A 16,210-nucleotide genomic window follows, 5' to 3' on the forward strand; every position below is an offset into this window, starting at 1 on the left:
AACTCAGGAGGTGAACAATGAAATGGATAAGCTGAACCAAGCACTGTTAGCAGCGACTCGTCAAGGAGATAAGGAGCTTATAACAAAACTATTAACAGACGGTGCAGATATTGATGTTACAGATAATGAGGGTAGAACGCCCGCTTTAATCGCTGTACACACGAATCAACTGGATATATTCAAATTATTGCTTGAAAAAGGTGCCAACATCAATATCCGCGACAATCGCTCGGATAATCCACTTCTTTATGCAGGCGCTGAAGGAATGCTTGATTTTGTGAAGGTATCTATTGCTGCAGGTGCTGATACCTCAATTGTGAATAGGTTTGGGGGGACCGCACTCATCCCTGCTGCAGACCGTGGTCATGTGGATATTGTGGAAGAACTTCTTACAAGTTCTGACGTCAATATTGATCATGTCAATAATCTGGGTTGGACTGCATTACTAGAAGCTATCATACTAGGCGATGGGGGCAAAGAACATCAAGCTATAGTGCAATTGTTAATACATCATGGTGCTGATATTCAACTTGCGGATTCTAATGGAATTAGCCCCTTACAGCATGCGCAAAATAGGGGTTATCAAGAAATGGTAGAAATGCTAATGAACAAGAGTAGTGATTCGATATAATTTTTAAAAAGGGAACTCCGCTCAAAACGGAGTTTCTTTTTTTTGTCCTTTGAAACTAGGATTACCCACCTCTATAAACCTCATAATATAGTATAATCAGACTATAATATTCAATAGTGGAAGATGGGAATATAGCACTATTAAATTTATCGAAGAATGAGGCGTACATGAGAACTTCGGAGAATAAAATTAAGTTGAGTCATATGTTATACATAGTAGTATTTATCGGTCTTTTAATTATTGTACGTTGGGGCTGGTATAATCATTTTTCGTTATCCAATCCTCCTGCTGTGAAGCAAGGCGTGTTAGATTTACGTGGGGTGGACATTGAATCACTAAGCACCTTTCCGCTGGATGGTGAATGGGAATTCTATCCTGAACAATGGGTGAACGCTACCAATATTAACAACGCTACGAAATGGCAGAGGCTTCAGGTGCCGGGTAACTGGACTTCTAAATTCAATCCGGCAGATCAAGAGAAGGCATATGGATACGGAACTTATCATTTGCGTATTCTGCTGGATCAACCCTTATCTGAGCCGCTTAGCTTTTGGTTTCAATCGGTCTATACTGCTTCTGAGGTGGAGATTAATGGAACAGTCCTCTCACGATTCGGTAAGTTATCTGAAGAGAAAGAAGGCCATGTTTCTGTCACGAAGTCATTCTTGATCAGTTATGTACCGACAGATCAGAACCAAATGGATCTATTTGTTCGAGCGTCAAATTACGGGTCTCCGTTAAAAGGAGGCATTGTTAGGTCTGTAGAGTTTGGCATTCAACACGAGATAGATACAGTCTACTGGAATTCCATTGGCTTGCAGCTAGTTGTAGGGGTATTGCTTTTGATTCACGGGCTCTATTTACTGATTATTTATTTGATGGATGTGCGAAAAACAGAGTTGATTATTTTCTTTTCGATGATGGTCGCAGCAGCTGTATCTATTGGGGTTGAACATAATGGACTATTGTTCCGGTTTCTTCAAGTTGATTTTGCCTGGACATTGAAGCTAAAGGTTCTTTCATACATAGGGTTTTGCTTGTTTCTGTTCCTGATGGGAAGAGAGCTCTTTGGGAACCTGCGGAAAGGTAAGGCTTTTTATAGTTATATCCTCTCACTCCTCGGTTTTACCCTATTTATAATCTTTGGTCCAGAAGAGACAGTGCTGTATTCGATCGAAAAAGGGGTCTATATGATCCTGTATTACATTCCAGTATTTTGGACGGCTTATTATTTTATGAAAATGGTATTTATTCAAGCTGAGGGAGCTCTATTTTTATTATGTTCAGTGCTAGCTGTGATTAATAATATAATGTGGGCATCTGTCTATTACGCAGGAACCTCACAATTTATGTTTTATCCAGTTGATTTAATTGCTGCACTTGCTGCTTTTTCTACCTATTGGTTTAGGAGATATTTTCATCAATCCCATCAAAATGTGTTACTGAATGCTCAATTGGCTGAATCGAACAAATTAAAGGATCGTTTTTTGGCCAATACATCTCATGAACTACGGACTCCTTTGCATGGGATTATGAATATTGCTCAGAGTGTGCTCATAAGAAAGAAACATGTACTGGATGAAGAGAGTCAACGTGACATGGAACTGCTAATAATGGTCAGTCGGCGGATGTCGCTCATGCTGAACGATTTGCTAGATGTAGTGAGATTGCAGGATAAACGGATTGTGATGAACATCAAGGTGGTGCAAGTAAGGTCCTTGGCTGAGGGCGTGCTGGATATGTTACGCTTCCTGACCGGTGGGACTAAGGTGGAGCTTCGCATGGACATTAATGAGGATTTGCCGTGTGTATATGCTGATGAGGAACGATTGGTACAGATTCTGATTAATCTAGTTCATAATGCGCTTAAGTTCACCGAACAGGGAAGTGTTGTACTGTCAGCAGAACAAGTGGATGGGCAGGTATGGATCCATGTTACGGATACAGGAATAGGTATGGATGAGGCATTGAAGAAACGTGTCTTTATGCGCTATGAACAAGGGGCTTACGGGGAAGGTGGTATTGGACTGGGACTTAGCATCTGCAAGGAACTGGTCGAGCTGCACGGGAGTGAATTATTGCTGCAATCGCAGCCGGGTCAGGGGAGTAAGTTCAGCTTCAAATTACCCGAAGTAAATGAGAGTGTACAGTCTTCCATTTCTGATATTCATATAGAAAAAGATACGGACCCATTGTCACCTTTCAGTGAATGGATCACTGCTGAGGTATCTACTATGGTGGCCGCCACATACTCCACGAAGGAAGTAGAGCCACTCTTGAATACAGACGCTGATATTATTCGTGTTCTGGCGGTTGACGATGATTCGGTCAATCTAAAAGTTTTGCAAAATATTTTGTCAGATGGAACATATCAGATGGTGACTGCGACTTCTGCACGTGAAGCGCTGGATAAGTTAAACCATGATCGATTCGATCTGATCATCGCTGATGTGATGATGCCGGGTATGTCTGGTTACGAAATGACTAGATTAGTCCGCGAGCGGTTTACGATGTATGAATTACCTATTATTCTACTGACTGCACGCAGTGAGCGGGAAGATGTCTATGCAGGCTTCTTGGCTGGAGCAAACGACTATGTTACCAAGCCGGTAGATGCAATGGAGTTGAAGTATCGTGCCTTATCACTTTCATCTATGAAGCGAGCGGTCAATGATCGGTTGAGGATGGAGGGTGCTTATTTACAAGCGCAGATCCATCCACACTTTCTCTTCAATACACTGAATTCGATCATGTCCTTAAGTGACTTTGATACTGCCAAAATGAGAGAGTTATCAGATGCGTTCACAACTTATCTGCGCATAAGTTTTGACTTCTTAAATGCAGGCAAGCTCGTTACGCTGTCACAGGAGCTTGAGCTGGTGGAGAATTATATATATATCCAGCAGCAGCGTTTTGAGGAGAGACTCCATGTGGAATGGAAAGTAGATGCAAATCTTGAAATGTTGATGCCTCCGCTTACGATTCAACCACTAGTTGAGAATGCTGTTCGACATGGGGTTTTAAGTCGGGCTAAAGGCGGAACACTGCGTATTCACATTGAGACACGTGCGGATGCTGTTCATTTTAACATTGTAGATACAGGGATTGGAATGGACGAAGCACAAGTCAGCATGCTGTTAAATCCGAATGGCTATAAGAATCAAGGTATTGGACTGCTTAATACGGATAGAAGATTGACACAACTATATGGACGTGGCTTGCAAATTCAAAGTATCCCTGGTTTGGGAACTACGGTGTCATTTATCATTCCTGATAAAGATTAATTGTGATCATGGGGGAACTCCTTGGAGTTATCCCTTTTTGGTGTTTTCTTTAGAAAATTATGTGAATATTTCACTATTGTTGCATCATTGATTGTAAAAATAAAAGCTACCTGCCATTATTACAGAGAAAGGAAAATTTGTGATCAAAAAACCATTCATGATAGGAGAATTAGAATGACTAATAACTTATTTGTAAAAGAGACAAGAGAACAACTGAGCTGGATGAATTGCCCCGAGCGTTGGGAGTTTACAGACTTAGATGAGCTTACAATAATTGCACCACCTAAATCGGATTTTTTCCAAGACCCGGCAGGTAAACATTTCGCAAGTTCAGCGCCATTCTTATCCACCCCTGTGGGTACTTCCTTTGAAATGACGACCAGAATTAGTGTCAATATGCGGCATAAATATGATTCAGGCTGCCTCATGTTTATGATGGACCATTATAACTGGGCCAAAATTTGCTTTGAGTTTGACGGACAGTATCCCATAATCGTGTCTGTGGTGACAAGGGAAGGGATGTCAGATGATTGTAACTCCGTACAAGTTGCTGTAGACAATCCGTATTTGCGTATTACCAAACAAAATCATTGTGTTACCTTCTCCTATTCAGAGGACGGAGCGAATTGGACACTGATCCGATATTTTGGAATGAAGGAAGGTGCTGAATGCGTAGCAGGTGTTGTCGCACAATCTCCCCAAGGTGAAGGCTGCTCAGTGAAATTCGACTATTTGAGTTTGTCGGAATCGAAGGGTGAAAGCCGCTTCTAATGGATCAATTTTTAATGAACAATCCTTTTCGGTCTAACTGTAATTGTTTTGAAGTGAATTGGATGATGAATTCCTCCACGGCGGATATGGTAGCAATGATACATACAAAGACATTCCAAATGGTGTGATCGATGTGGAGAAGCCATAGAGGAGTTATAAATAAGAGGAGTCCGGTCAGTTTATTGCCATAGGTGTGAATGCTTGCGTAAGTTTTGAATCTTCGGAGGGCAACCCCTATCGATGTTAGACGGATGACCGCGATCATGAAGATCCATATCATGATTTCGAGCGTAAGTCCCAGAAGCGGATATAGTGTAAATAAGGAGACCGCTATCAGTATCGTGTCGGCTGCGGAATCCAGTTTTGCTCCAAGGCTACTTGTTGTGTTCGTCATTCTAGCAATAGGTCCATCGATCAGATCGGTGACCCCGCAAAGGATATAAATTACAAGGAAGGCCAAACTTAGCGGATCGAGGAATAATAACAACATTGCCAAAATGATTCTGCCAAACGTAATTCCATTGGGTATTCTCTTCATCATTCAATCCCACCTTTGTATACGACCTTATCTTATTTCTATTTTACCAGAGGAGTGCAAATTCTATAAAAAACAAGCCGGAGCGAATGCTCGCTCCGGCTTGTTTCTATGTTTGTTAAAGCTTATTGCGCGGATACAGACTTGAACCATTCGTTAACTTCTTTAGTGATTTGGTCACCGCCATTGGATTTCCAATTGGCAACGAATTGGTCAAAGGAGTCTACTGGCAGTTTGCCATAAATAATTTTGTTGAAAGTTTCCATTTCGGACTGACGAAGCAGGTTCCATTTGGAAACCATCGTTGGTGTAGCAGCACCAGTAAAGTAGTTTTGTTTACGAACGTCTAGTTGTGACATAACCACTTTTCCTGCCGCCCAGTTTTCTGGTTTACGGAACTCTGCCATTTGTTTTTCATAAGGTGTTACAGGTGTCTCGCCGTCAGCAAGTTTAACCAAAGTTTTCATAAACAGATCAGGAATACGGGCCGGACCTGTTAAGAATGGGAACTCATTGGAGAAGTCTTTAATCTTGTCTTTATCACTTGTTGGTTCTCCATCAATCATATCCCAGTCGTAACCTTTAGCAAAGCCATATTCATATTGACTGCCTGCAGCAGGGTTAGCTAAGTTATCAAGCAAGTAGTTATAGTACAAGAAAATAGCTTCTGGATGCTTAGCATCCTTGTTAATCATGATACTAGCATTTACACCGGAATTCTGCCATTTGGTTCCAATCAAACCATCTGGTCCTGCTGGAACCGGATAACCTTTAATCTTCGCTCCAGGTACATTCTTCATAAGATCGGGAGCAGGCCAGTCTGGAACCCAGTTGGCGCCTGGCAGAATACCAGCTGCACCTTTCGTGAAGCTCTCAGCGGATTTACCTTCATCCCAAAGGGCGGAGTCCGTGTGAATATATCCTTTATCCATCCATTCGCTAAGCTTTGCGAGTGCTTGCTTAGCACCTGGGTTAATGGAACCATATTCAAGATTGCCATCTTTATCTTTGTTCCATTGTTCCTCAATTGTACCGTATGCCCCGAATAACCAATCTAGTTGGCCCATCCAGGTATTTGTGTTGTTTTTCAAAGAAATTGCAAGCGGGTACACATCTTTAGGCGCTAAGCCATCAGGGTTTTCGTTCTTAAATTTGTCCATGATGTTCTCAAGATCGGCGATGGTCTTAGGCGCTTCCAGCTTCAGCTTTTCCATCCAATCTTCACGTAACCACAAGAGCGTATCATCATTGTCGGTATATTCAAGGATCGGCAGATTATATTTCTTACCGTCTTTAGTGAATGGGTACCAAAGTTCTGGATGTGCTGCAACGTGATCTTTCAGAATTTTGTTTGCATACTTATCAAACAACTCATCGATAGCGATGAACTGACCGGAATCAATAAGCTGATTGGTCAATACTGCGTTAGTTGGTGCAAAAACGAAATCAGGAAGCTTTTCGCCGGAAGCAATGGCAAGTTGAAGCTTTTGTCTGTATTGATCGTCATTTGCAGGATACCAAGTATCTTTATGCTTCATACCCAATGTTTCAAGCATCCAGCGATCGTGAACGTTGTTTTCTTTGGTATCACCTTGAACATACTTCTTAGGCATCAATACGGCACTGAACTCGATCGGTGGATCGTATTTGCCTTTTGCGAAAGCAGCATCTGCTTCGGATTGGGTATTATTGGTAGCGTTACCATTTTTGGCATTCTCATTAGATGTGCCGCTACTGCCACATGCTGTGAGAGTGATAAGTGCTGTGACCGTGAGAAGCGACCACATTTTCTTGAACTTGATCATTCTTCAATTCCCCCTACTGTGTATGATCTTTACAAGTGTAACTTTAACAACTTGTCGGGGATGTCATCTATATGAGATTTTTAGTTTCGATAGGACTCTATCATGTTATTTGTTAGTATCTCTATATTCCTGCGGCGTTACCCCAAACTGCCGTTTGAATACTTTGATAAAATAAGCAGGGTCCATATATCCAATCTCCATGCTGATTTCATAGACTTTTTTATTGGTGGTCTTCAGCTTATGACAGGCACGATCCATCCGCAAGCGCGAGATATAATCGCTAATGCCTTCACCTGTTTCAATCTTATAAATTTTTGATAAATGGGTCGGATGGAGATTTACATGGTCAGCCAGAACACGTAATGATACATCATCATGCAAGTTCTTATCCGTATAATCTTGAATTTTCTTTACATACTCGGAACGTATGTCTTTGATTTCGTTGGATGTGCCTTCTTTTAGATTGGCTAGAACACTTAGCGACCATTTTCTTAGTTTACTAATGCTGGTAAAAGCATCCCCACTTTGCAACGCTTCTATATCGGTCCCCATTAAGTTTGCTAGCGTATGACCATTGCGATGTGCAAGATTCGTGAAAGAAGCAGTAATTAAAAAGCCAGCCTCCATGCAATGCTCCCACGATTCAGACCATTTCTCATCCAGTTCGGCACAGACGGCAAGCAATTTCTCTTCAGCCGCATCCCAATGTCCACTCTCCAGTAGATGAATCAAAGAGGGTGGGGTATAAAGAGCGTCTAAAGGTCCTTGTGTTGAGGGAAGCTCCAAGTCACTGACCCGCATAATGAATTCTCGCTCATCTCCGACAATTTGGCGGAAAGAGGAGGAGGCCTGATGAAAACGATTCGACAGCTGCTCAGGAAACTTGAACCACTCCGTGATTACAATGGATAGTGAGCCTTTCAGAAATTGCTTGACCTTATATTGAAGTTGTAAAGAAAGCTTCTCTAATATGGATTCTTTTCCAAGGTCAGTTCCTTGTTCTTTAAGCTGGAGCAGAAACACAAGATATCCATGTTCCTCTTTAACGCCCCAGACTTCCATAAATTCTCCCATAATCTCTTCAGCCATATTAATAATCGCATATTCAATCAAGGTTTGATCGGTATTATCAAATTCTCTGAATTCTTCTTCCATTCGTACCAGCATCAATGCGGATTCTCCGGATTGGAAGGGCAGATCGTAACTCACGAGCTTCCGTTCCCATTCACCGGCTTGAAAACGATGACCTTGTAAAGCATCCAGTAGCAAGCGCCCCCGTAAAACAGGGAGGTTCTCCCGGAGGGTAAACTGGGTTCGTTTAAGAGAACTTATAAGCTCCCATTCAGCATTCAATTGATTGATCGCATTTTTGACTGCTCCGAGCAATTCATCATCAGTCGGCGGTTTAAGCAAGTAATCCACGGTCTTGTTCTGAAGTGCTTTTTTGGCATAATCGAATTCTGAATGGCCGGATAATATAATACATTTAATTTTTTTGTTATGTTTTCTTATCCGCTCTATCAATTCGATTCCCGTCATTTCTGGCATTTGAATATCTGAGATTACTATATCAATGGGATGCGTATCGATAATTTGTAGCGCTTCACGTGCGGAATAAGCTTTATGCACATGTTCAATTCCTAGCGTATGCCAGGGTTTAGTCATGGAAAGATTATCTACCCAGTGTGCTTCGTCGTCTACTATGATCATCTGCATGTTGTTAGTCTCCTTGATGTTCCTTTAATTTATAACTATCATCCTCAGTTGGGATTTCCCAGATAATTTCTGTTCGGAATCCACCGAGAGGGGAAGGCTTGAAGGTAAGACTTGAATGATTGCCGAACAGGTGAATGATCCGCTGATTTGTATTCCAAAGACCACAACCCATTTCCTCCTGCAAAGGCTCCTGCATTTTACGGTTTAATGCTTCTAGCTGATCCGGATTCAAGCCAGGACCATCGTCATCGATATAAATTCTACAGAAGCCGTTTGACTTCTCACCACTAATCTTGATTTCGCCTGATGAATAGGACTTCGCTACTCCATGAATCACAGAATTCTCCACCATAGGTTGTAGCATTAGGCGAGGTACAGATTGGCTAAGCATATCCTCAGGAATATCAATATGATAATCAATTCTGCCATTGCGCAGTTTCTGGATATCTAAATAGTTGACCAAGAGCTTGATTTCTTCCTCCAAAGAAGCCGTCTCCCGTTCCATACGGGTGGTATAACGATAGTAAGCACTTAGATTATAAGCCATTGAGACGACTGCGTCCTCATCTTTCATCTGGGCCATATTGATAATATAACCAAGACAGTTATAGAGAAAATGCGGATTAATTTGCGCTTGAAGCTGCTTCAGGGTAGCTTCTCGAGCACGGATCTTTTCATTAAATACATTTTCTATCAGGTCTTGAATTTGATGGGACATATCGTTAAAACGACGGAACAGAAACGAAAACTCATTTTGCTCATTGCTATGAAGCCGTACGGAGTAATCTCCTTGCTGTACGCGCTGTAAACCACTGACTAGTTTTTTAATCGGATATTGAACGTTTCTATATAGCAGAATGGAAGAGGATACTCCCACAACAAACAGCAGAATCATTGTGATATAGAATAAATCTCGACTAAGAGAAATCGGTTTGAGAATTTGATAAAGGGGGACAACATCTACTAAATGCCAATCCAAAGAGGCTGATTTCACAGAACTGACCAAATAGTTCTTCCCATTTAGTTTCACTACATCCTGAGTTGTATTCTCCGGAGAGTGATTATCCAGGTAATTAACTAGTTCGTCGGATAGCTGCTTGTCCGCGCTACGGTTGAGGATCGGTTTCTCCCCTTTGTGATAGAAGAACGGATCGCCTTGCCCACCTGCTTTGTACGAATCGAGCATGTTCTGAATGTTCGTATAACTGAAGCTGGCTTCAATGACTAGGCTACTTCCTGTTAATGTCCCCGGCTGAGCTAAGGAATCCGTTAAGAACCAGTAAAATGATTTTAAATCGCCTTGAGATTCCACACCATGATCACCATACGTCCATCTTCCGCTCATATTTGCTTTTAAATAATCCTCATCATACCCGATGGGTCTGTCGTAATTGGCGATGACATCTTTATTCTGCTGTGAATGAACGGCGTATCTGGTCGGCCAAATATCTGTAACCCCAGCTTGAAGCACCATCTTTTCCTGGAGAATATATCTGGTCTGCATCTGATCATATCGATCTTCCCATACATTTAGTCCATTGAATGCCCTGACGTTGGGATCTCTTGAAAGAATAAGGGTGAAGTCCATCATCTGATTAATTCGAGAATCGATCTGATTGGATAAAAAAGTGAGTTGTTTCGTATTGGACGTCTGCAACTCTTTGCCTACAACCTCGAAGGTGACGTTATTTGAAAAGGTATACATGATAATGATGGGAATGAATAGGAGTATGATCAAGCTGTTTATTTTGGCAAACAGACTAAATCGAGATTGTAAGTTTCCTCTAAGTATTGTAAAGCGCTTCCATAAATTCATAAATGCCCCTCCAGATGTTGTCCTAATAAAACCCTATCAAGCCTAACAATGTTATATAGTCAAACCTGAGAAACGCCTGATACTATTTATAGCAGAGATCCCCATCACACACAAAATATTTTTTTTGGGAACAGGAGAGAGCTATGGAGGCTAATATGGAGGTTAACTCGATACCACAGGCGAGCCTAGAAAGTCAGCCGAGTAAAAAAAGAAAAAAAGGCTTTAATCAACCATGGATTCTCCATTTTATGGTGTTGCCAGCGGCAATCATGGTTTTTATTTTTTCTTATATTCCGATGTCCGGAATTCTTATGGCATTTCAAGACTATAAACCTGCACTAGGTTTTTTTGATTCCGAGTGGGTCGGACTTAAGCATTTCAGGTACATGTGGGAGAATGATTATTTCCTGTCCATTACGTGGAATACGTTATTTTTTGCTTGCTCCAAAATTGTTTTGAACTTGATTATTCCGTTTATCTTCGCCTTATTGCTTAATGAGGTAAGAAGAATGGGCCTTAAAAGAACTATTCAAACACTCGTTTATCTTCCGCACTTTCTGTCTTGGGTTACACTTTCAGGGATTCTCATTGATATCCTTGCTCAGACAGGTATTGTCAATCAATTCCTCACATCTGTATTCGGCATCAAGCCGATTTTCTTCCTAGGAGACGGCAACTGGTTCAGGTTCACTATCATTGCTAGTGATGTTTGGAAAGAGTTTGGTTTCAATACGATTATCTTTTTAGCGGCACTTTCGGGTATCAATCCATCACTTTATGAAGCTGCTGAAGTGGATGGGGCGGGGCGTTGGAAACAAACGATGTATATCACAATTCCTGCGTTAATCCCAATCGCTATCGTAATCGCCACCTTGGCACTGGGTAATGTGCTCAACGCAAACTTTGACCAGATCTTTAACTTGTACAGTCCATTGATCTATCAGCAGGGAGATATCATTGATACTTTCGTGTATAGAGAAGGTCTACTAAGCGGACAGTTCAGTTTCGCAACCGCAGTTAATCTATTCAAATCGTTAATTAGCTTAGTCTTAATCGTAGTCTCTTACCGACTTGCTTATAGATTTGCAGGGTACAGAATTTTCTAGAAAGGATGACAACTGATGTACCATAAAACAATTCCATATCGAATATTCAGTATTATCAATAATGTGTGCTTGACTATCCTTTCCGTGCTCTGCCTGCTACCTTTGTACCACTTACTCATGGTATCTCTTAGTGCATCCGCACCTGCTAATGCTGGATTAGTCACATTCTGGCCGATTGGCTTTACCTTTGAAGCCTATGCAAAGACGTTTAATAATGTCAATTTCCTTAACTCCTTGTGGGTGTCTGTGGAACGGACAATACTCGGAACAGGACTTGCGCTGGTGGTAAATACGGTTGCAGCTTATGCGCTATCTAAGGAAACAAGAGTCTTTCGTGCTAGAAACGTCTATCTTTGGTATTTTGTTGTCACCATGCTGTTCAGCGGTGGTCTGATACCGGGTTACATTCTAATTCTGAAGCTTGGTCTTATGAATTCATTGATGGCACTTATTCTTCCTGGATTAGTTGCTGTATTTAACATCATTTTACTTCTGAATTTCTTCCGTACCGTACCTAAAGATCTTGAGGAAGCAGCTTTTATTGATGGGGCAGGACACTTTCAGACCTTTGTGAAAATATATTTACCGGTCTCCTTACCTGTTATTGCAACCGTCTCTCTATTCCTTATGGTAGGACACTGGAACGCTTATTTTGACGGTATTATTTATATCAGAGATGCAGACAAGCTTCCGCTAGCGACGTTTATGCAGACGATTATCGTTCAAGCAGATATGTCTAAGCTTGATCCGGCAGCCGTTGCTAATTTATCACAACGAACCATCCGGGCCTCGCAGATTTTTATAAGTGCTTTGCCAATTCTATTGGTTTATCCTTTCCTGCAACGTTTCTTTGTAACTGGGATTGTGGTAGGTGCTGTAAAAGAATAATCTCTTTTTAGAAAAAGAGTTTGAAGAAGGAGCTACGGTTCTAGTCCAAGACTAGAACCGTAGCTCTTTTTTTATTTAGATGGATTTCATGGCTAAACTGGATAATTATTGAAAACAATAAAAATATTCAGAAAATTTTCATATGACGATCAAGCTAACATAGGCTATAATGAGGTCTAAAAAAGAAAAAAAGAAAACGGGGCATAAGAATGAATCAATTTAAAGGTGAAAAAAATCTTCTCACAGAGAAGAAGGAGCGGTTCTCTTCCGCCGGCTTTATTTTCGCAGCTATCGGGAGCTCAGTAGGACTGGGGAATATGTGGAAATTTCCGTATATCACTGGGGAAAATGGGGGAGCGGCTTTCTTCCTTCTTTTCATTGTATGTTTAGTGTTGATCGGTTTACCCGTATTGTTGGCAGAGTTGGCCATCGGTCGTAGCGGACGTGGAAGCGCGGCTACTGCATTTGTACGAGCCGGAGGCGGGAAGAACTGGATGGCCGTCGGATTTCTGCAAGTCCTTGCACCATTTTTAATTCTTTCCTTTTACATCATTGTTGCAGGATGGACGTTGAACTACGCAATGATTGCCTTCAATGGACAATTGTTCAGTTCCAGTAATTATGCAGGTGAATTCAGCTCCTTTATATCTGGACCTATGCCAATTGTTTGGCAGGGGATAGCAATCCTTATAACGGCGGGTGTTGTTATTCTTGGAGTATCAGGCGGAATCGAGAAATTTAATAAGGTATTGATTCCTGGTCTGGTTGTTCTCCTAATTGTATTGATGATTCGTGCGGTTACCTTACCAGGTGCAAACGAAGGAGTAGCCTTTTTCCTAAAACCAGACTTTTCGGTGCTGACGGCGGAATCTGCGCTAGTCGCTTTGGGACATGCTTTCTTTTCATTGTCGCTTGGGATGGGAATTCTCCTGACTTACGGCTCATATGTGGATAAAAAACAATCGCTAGGAACTGCTGCACTCGCAGTCGGAGCAGGAGATTTGTTATATGCGTTTATCGCAGGATTGATTATTTTTCCGACGACATTCTCATTTGGGATTGCTCCTGATCAAGGTCCTTCGCTAATTTTCATTGCTTTGCCAGCAGCTTTCTCAGCAATGCCATTTGGTGCATTCTTTGGTGGTTTGTTCTTTATCTTGCTGGCGATTGCCGCTTTAACTTCTGCCGTATCTCTGCTTGAGGTGCCTGTATCTTTCGCGATGGAGCGCTGGAATTGGAGCCGGAAACGTTCAGTTTGGATTTTGTCATTAGTATGTTTCCTCCTCAGTATTCCTTCGGCGATGTCACTGGGAATGGTCCCTGAGCTATCGTTTGGCGGCAAAGCGTTGTTCGATTGGGTGGATTTTGTAACTTCTAACATTATGTTGCCACTAGGCGGTCTGTTGGTTACCATCTTTGCCGGTTATTTCTGGAAAGGGGCAGCAGAAGCGGCTGGGCTTAAGGCAGGTTGGTTCCGCGTTTGGTTATTTATGCTCCGGTATGTTGCGCCGATTCTGGTGTTCTTGGTATTGCTTCATACTTCAGGGATTATTAAATTTTAATTTAATTCAATTTCTAAAAAATCATCAAAAAAAGCTCTACGACCCTTGTGGTTGTAGAGTTTTTTTTGATATTGAAGATAAATACATTATTCCTCTAAATCCTACTTGACTAGGTGGATTAATTGGAATATAGTATAAAAAAAGATTGAACGAATCAATTCAAAACTAATAATTGTATACAATTATACAAATATATTGTTGAGGCTCTTGCCCGACAGATTATCGATGAGGAGCTACATAAATATGGCGATACGATCACGGAGGTTGTCAAAGGATAATACCTATGATGCATTAAAACAAAAAATTATTGATAGTGAATTAGAGCCGAATCAACCTGTACATGAAGAAAATTTGGCAGCGTTACTAGGGGTTAGTCGTACTCCACTAAGAGAGGCAATACAGAGATTGGAGAACGAGGATTTTCTCATTCGACAGCCAAATGGAAGACTGCGGGTGGCTTCTGTGACACTCAAAGAGGTTGAAGAAATATTCCAAATTCGCAGCATGCTTGAAGGCTATATCGCAAGAAATGCAACTAAGCATGCTACAGAGAACGATATTGTTAATTTAACGACGATGATTACAAAAATGAAACACTCCTTCCAACTTGGCGACAATCAGAATTTTGTAACCTATGGATTTGAGTTCCATGATTATTTATCAGAAATCAGTGAACTAAAAACATTCGAGAAAGTTCTGAATCAATTAAGAGATCATTCCCTTCGCTATTGTCGATTCGTCTCCATGCATGGAGATTGGAATACACAGGCGGATGAAGAACATGATCTTATCTTGCAAATGATCGCTGACCACAATGAAGATGGCGCTGAAAAAGCAATGCGAGATCATATTTTAAGCAGTCTAGCTACTGCACTTGACCGGATTAAAGGTATTGAAGAAAAGTTGGAAGCATAAAGAAAGGGGAGCACTTTACTATGAATATACTTAATGAGGTTGATCAAGCATTAGCGAATCAATTAATTGATGTTCGTAGAAACCTACATAGAGAGCCTGAATTAGCTTATGAAGAATTTAAGACCACAGAGAAATTACGGGAATGGCTGACCCATGCCAATATTCATATTCTAGACCTTCCTTTACAAACCGGACTTATCGCAGAGATCGGACAAGGTAATGGACCTGTTGTAGCTATTCGCTGTGATATTGATGCACTTCCGATAGAGGAACAGACTGGATTATCTTTTGCTTCTGAGATTCCTGGAAAAATGCATGCTTGTGGGCACGATTTTCACACGGCTACGATTCTAGGAGCTGCCTTATTGTTAAAGGCACGTGAAAGTGAATTGCCTGGCAAGGTTAGAGTATTGTTCCAACCAGCAGAAGAAACAGGGCATGGAGCGGAGAGTGTCTTAGCATCAGGAGGACTCAAGGGTGTTGACGCTATATTCGGTTTACATAATTCACCAGACCTGCCTACAGGAGCTTTTGGAACAAGAACAGGAGCTTTAACAGCAGGTGTTGATCGGTTTGAAATTACGATAAAAGGTGTCGGCGCTCATGCTGCTTATCCTGAAAAAGGTGTGGATTCCATTGTCACTGCGGCTCAGATCATTACCTCGCTACAAACCATCGTAAGCCGTCAAAACAGTACCACTGAACCGGTTGTGTTAAGTGTCACCAGAATTAATGGGGGCTTCACATGGAATGTCCTACCGGAAAAAGTGGAATTAGAAGGTACGGTGCGAACTTACAATGAAGAGATTCGTCGCCAGATTCCAATCCAAATGACCCGAATCATCGAAGGAATTGCTGCAGCTGCTGGGGCAGAGGCTAAGCTACATTGGTATCCAGGACCACCAGCAACGATTAATCATGGCGAATGGGCTGACTTTACCAAAGAGGTCGCTTCAGATGCCGGATATATAGTACATGACATCCCACCGCAAATGGGAGGAGAAGATTTCTCCTTTTATTTACAACAGATACCGGGTGCTTTTGTAAATATAGGATCAGGCCCAGCCTATGCTTTACATCACCCTCAGTTCGATGTGGATGAAGCTGCGATTTTACCCGCTGCGAAGTACTTCGCTTTATTGGCAGAACAAGCGCTGGTGAAGCTACAAGTCAAAGCTTAA

The 16,210-nt window shown here is 41.6% G+C and carries 12 protein-coding genes; 8 read left to right on the top strand and 4 right to left on the bottom strand.

Features of this window, described 5'->3' with window-relative positions:
- Positions 1 to 22 precede the first annotated feature (22 nt).
- From MKX35_RS14500 to MKX35_RS14510, 3 genes are all read left to right on the top strand, one after another.
- Positions 23 to 631 carry an ankyrin repeat domain-containing protein gene (locus MKX35_RS14500; RefSeq protein ID WP_081382836.1) on the top strand — a complete coding sequence of 203 codons (609 nt, stop codon included), beginning with the start codon at positions 23 to 25 and terminating at the stop codon, positions 629 to 631.
- A gap of 203 nt (positions 632 to 834) precedes the next feature.
- Entirely contained in the window at positions 835 to 3,915 is a 3,081-nt protein-coding gene (locus tag MKX35_RS14505) for an ATP-binding protein (protein WP_341044282.1), read from the top strand.
- Positions 3,916 to 4,089: 174 nt separating this feature from the next.
- On the top strand, positions 4,090 to 4,686 hold the full coding sequence (locus MKX35_RS14510; protein WP_076299280.1) for a DUF1349 domain-containing protein: 597 nt from the start codon (positions 4,090 to 4,092) through the stop codon (positions 4,684 to 4,686).
- A gap of 4 nt (positions 4,687 to 4,690) precedes the next feature.
- Here the strand turns inward: MKX35_RS14510 and MKX35_RS14515 are convergent, their stop codons facing one another.
- The 4 genes from MKX35_RS14515 to MKX35_RS14530 all read right to left on the bottom strand — a co-directional run bounded on the left by MKX35_RS14515 (position 4,691) and on the right by MKX35_RS14530 (position 10,558).
- A complete protein-coding gene (locus MKX35_RS14515; RefSeq protein ID WP_256716279.1) occupies positions 4,691 to 5,227 on the bottom strand; it encodes a CDP-alcohol phosphatidyltransferase family protein in 537 nt (178 codons plus the stop codon).
- A gap of 119 nt (positions 5,228 to 5,346) precedes the next feature.
- Positions 5,347 to 7,026 carry an ABC transporter substrate-binding protein gene (locus tag MKX35_RS14520; protein WP_076299279.1) on the bottom strand — a complete coding sequence of 560 codons (1,680 nt, stop codon included), beginning with the start codon at positions 7,024 to 7,026 and terminating at the stop codon, positions 5,347 to 5,349.
- 105 nt (positions 7,027 to 7,131) lie between these two features.
- Positions 7,132 to 8,742 (bottom strand): response regulator transcription factor, encoded by a 1,611-nt coding sequence (locus MKX35_RS14525; protein WP_076299278.1) that lies wholly within the window; start codon positions 8,740 to 8,742, stop codon positions 7,132 to 7,134.
- 4 nt (positions 8,743 to 8,746) lie between these two features.
- A complete protein-coding gene (locus MKX35_RS14530) occupies positions 8,747 to 10,558 on the bottom strand; it encodes a sensor histidine kinase (RefSeq protein ID WP_042189548.1) in 1,812 nt (603 codons plus the stop codon).
- 155 nt (positions 10,559 to 10,713) lie between these two features.
- Here MKX35_RS14530 and MKX35_RS14535 point away from each other — a divergent pair, with 155 nt between their 5' ends.
- The 5 genes from MKX35_RS14535 to MKX35_RS14555 all read left to right on the top strand — a co-directional run bounded on the left by MKX35_RS14535 (position 10,714) and on the right by MKX35_RS14555 (position 16,210).
- A complete protein-coding gene (locus tag MKX35_RS14535; protein ID WP_042132288.1) occupies positions 10,714 to 11,664 on the top strand; it encodes an ABC transporter permease in 951 nt (316 codons plus the stop codon).
- A gap of 15 nt (positions 11,665 to 11,679) precedes the next feature.
- The gene (locus MKX35_RS14540; protein ID WP_076285371.1) at positions 11,680 to 12,552 is read left to right on the top strand and encodes a carbohydrate ABC transporter permease; all 873 of its coding nucleotides are present in this window, start codon (positions 11,680 to 11,682) and stop codon (positions 12,550 to 12,552) included.
- 209 nt (positions 12,553 to 12,761) lie between these two features.
- Positions 12,762 to 14,114, top strand: a complete 1,353-nt coding sequence (locus MKX35_RS14545) for a sodium-dependent transporter (protein WP_076285372.1) — start codon at positions 12,762 to 12,764, stop codon at positions 14,112 to 14,114.
- 243 nt (positions 14,115 to 14,357) lie between these two features.
- On the top strand, positions 14,358 to 15,029 hold the full coding sequence (locus MKX35_RS14550; protein WP_076299277.1) for a GntR family transcriptional regulator: 672 nt from the start codon (positions 14,358 to 14,360) through the stop codon (positions 15,027 to 15,029).
- Positions 15,030 to 15,049: 20 nt separating this feature from the next.
- A complete protein-coding gene (locus tag MKX35_RS14555) occupies positions 15,050 to 16,210 on the top strand; it encodes an amidohydrolase (RefSeq protein ID WP_076299276.1) in 1,161 nt (386 codons plus the stop codon).

It is taken from the genome of Paenibacillus sp. FSL R5-0923, assembly GCF_038009145.1.
GTDB lineage: Bacteria > Bacillota > Bacilli > Paenibacillales > Paenibacillaceae > Paenibacillus_AQ.

What these genes read in the sequence shown, in the direction of transcription:
- MKX35_RS14500 (WP_081382836.1), top strand. Translation starts at nt 23, where the DNA reads ATGGATAAGCTGAACCAAGCACTGTTAGCAGCGACTCGTCAAGGAGAT.
- MKX35_RS14505 (WP_341044282.1), top strand. Translation starts at nt 835, where the DNA reads ATGTTATACATAGTAGTATTTATCGGTCTTTTAATTATTGTACGTTGG.
- MKX35_RS14510 (WP_076299280.1), top strand. Translation starts at nt 4,090, where the DNA reads ATGACTAATAACTTATTTGTAAAAGAGACAAGAGAACAACTGAGCTGG.
- MKX35_RS14515 (WP_256716279.1), bottom strand. Translation starts at nt 5,227, where the DNA reads ATGATGAAGAGAATACCCAATGGAATTACGTTTGGCAGAATCATTTTG.
- MKX35_RS14520 (WP_076299279.1), bottom strand. Translation starts at nt 7,026, where the DNA reads ATGATCAAGTTCAAGAAAATGTGGTCGCTTCTCACGGTCACAGCACTT.
- MKX35_RS14525 (WP_076299278.1), bottom strand. Translation starts at nt 8,742, where the DNA reads ATGCAGATGATCATAGTAGACGACGAAGCACACTGGGTAGATAATCTT.
- MKX35_RS14530 (WP_042189548.1), bottom strand. Translation starts at nt 10,558, where the DNA reads ATGAATTTATGGAAGCGCTTTACAATACTTAGAGGAAACTTACAATCT.
- MKX35_RS14535 (WP_042132288.1), top strand. Translation starts at nt 10,714, where the DNA reads ATGGAGGTTAACTCGATACCACAGGCGAGCCTAGAAAGTCAGCCGAGT.
- MKX35_RS14540 (WP_076285371.1), top strand. Translation starts at nt 11,680, where the DNA reads ATGTACCATAAAACAATTCCATATCGAATATTCAGTATTATCAATAAT.
- MKX35_RS14545 (WP_076285372.1), top strand. Translation starts at nt 12,762, where the DNA reads ATGAATCAATTTAAAGGTGAAAAAAATCTTCTCACAGAGAAGAAGGAG.
- MKX35_RS14550 (WP_076299277.1), top strand. Translation starts at nt 14,358, where the DNA reads ATGGCGATACGATCACGGAGGTTGTCAAAGGATAATACCTATGATGCA.
- MKX35_RS14555 (WP_076299276.1), top strand. Translation starts at nt 15,050, where the DNA reads ATGAATATACTTAATGAGGTTGATCAAGCATTAGCGAATCAATTAATT.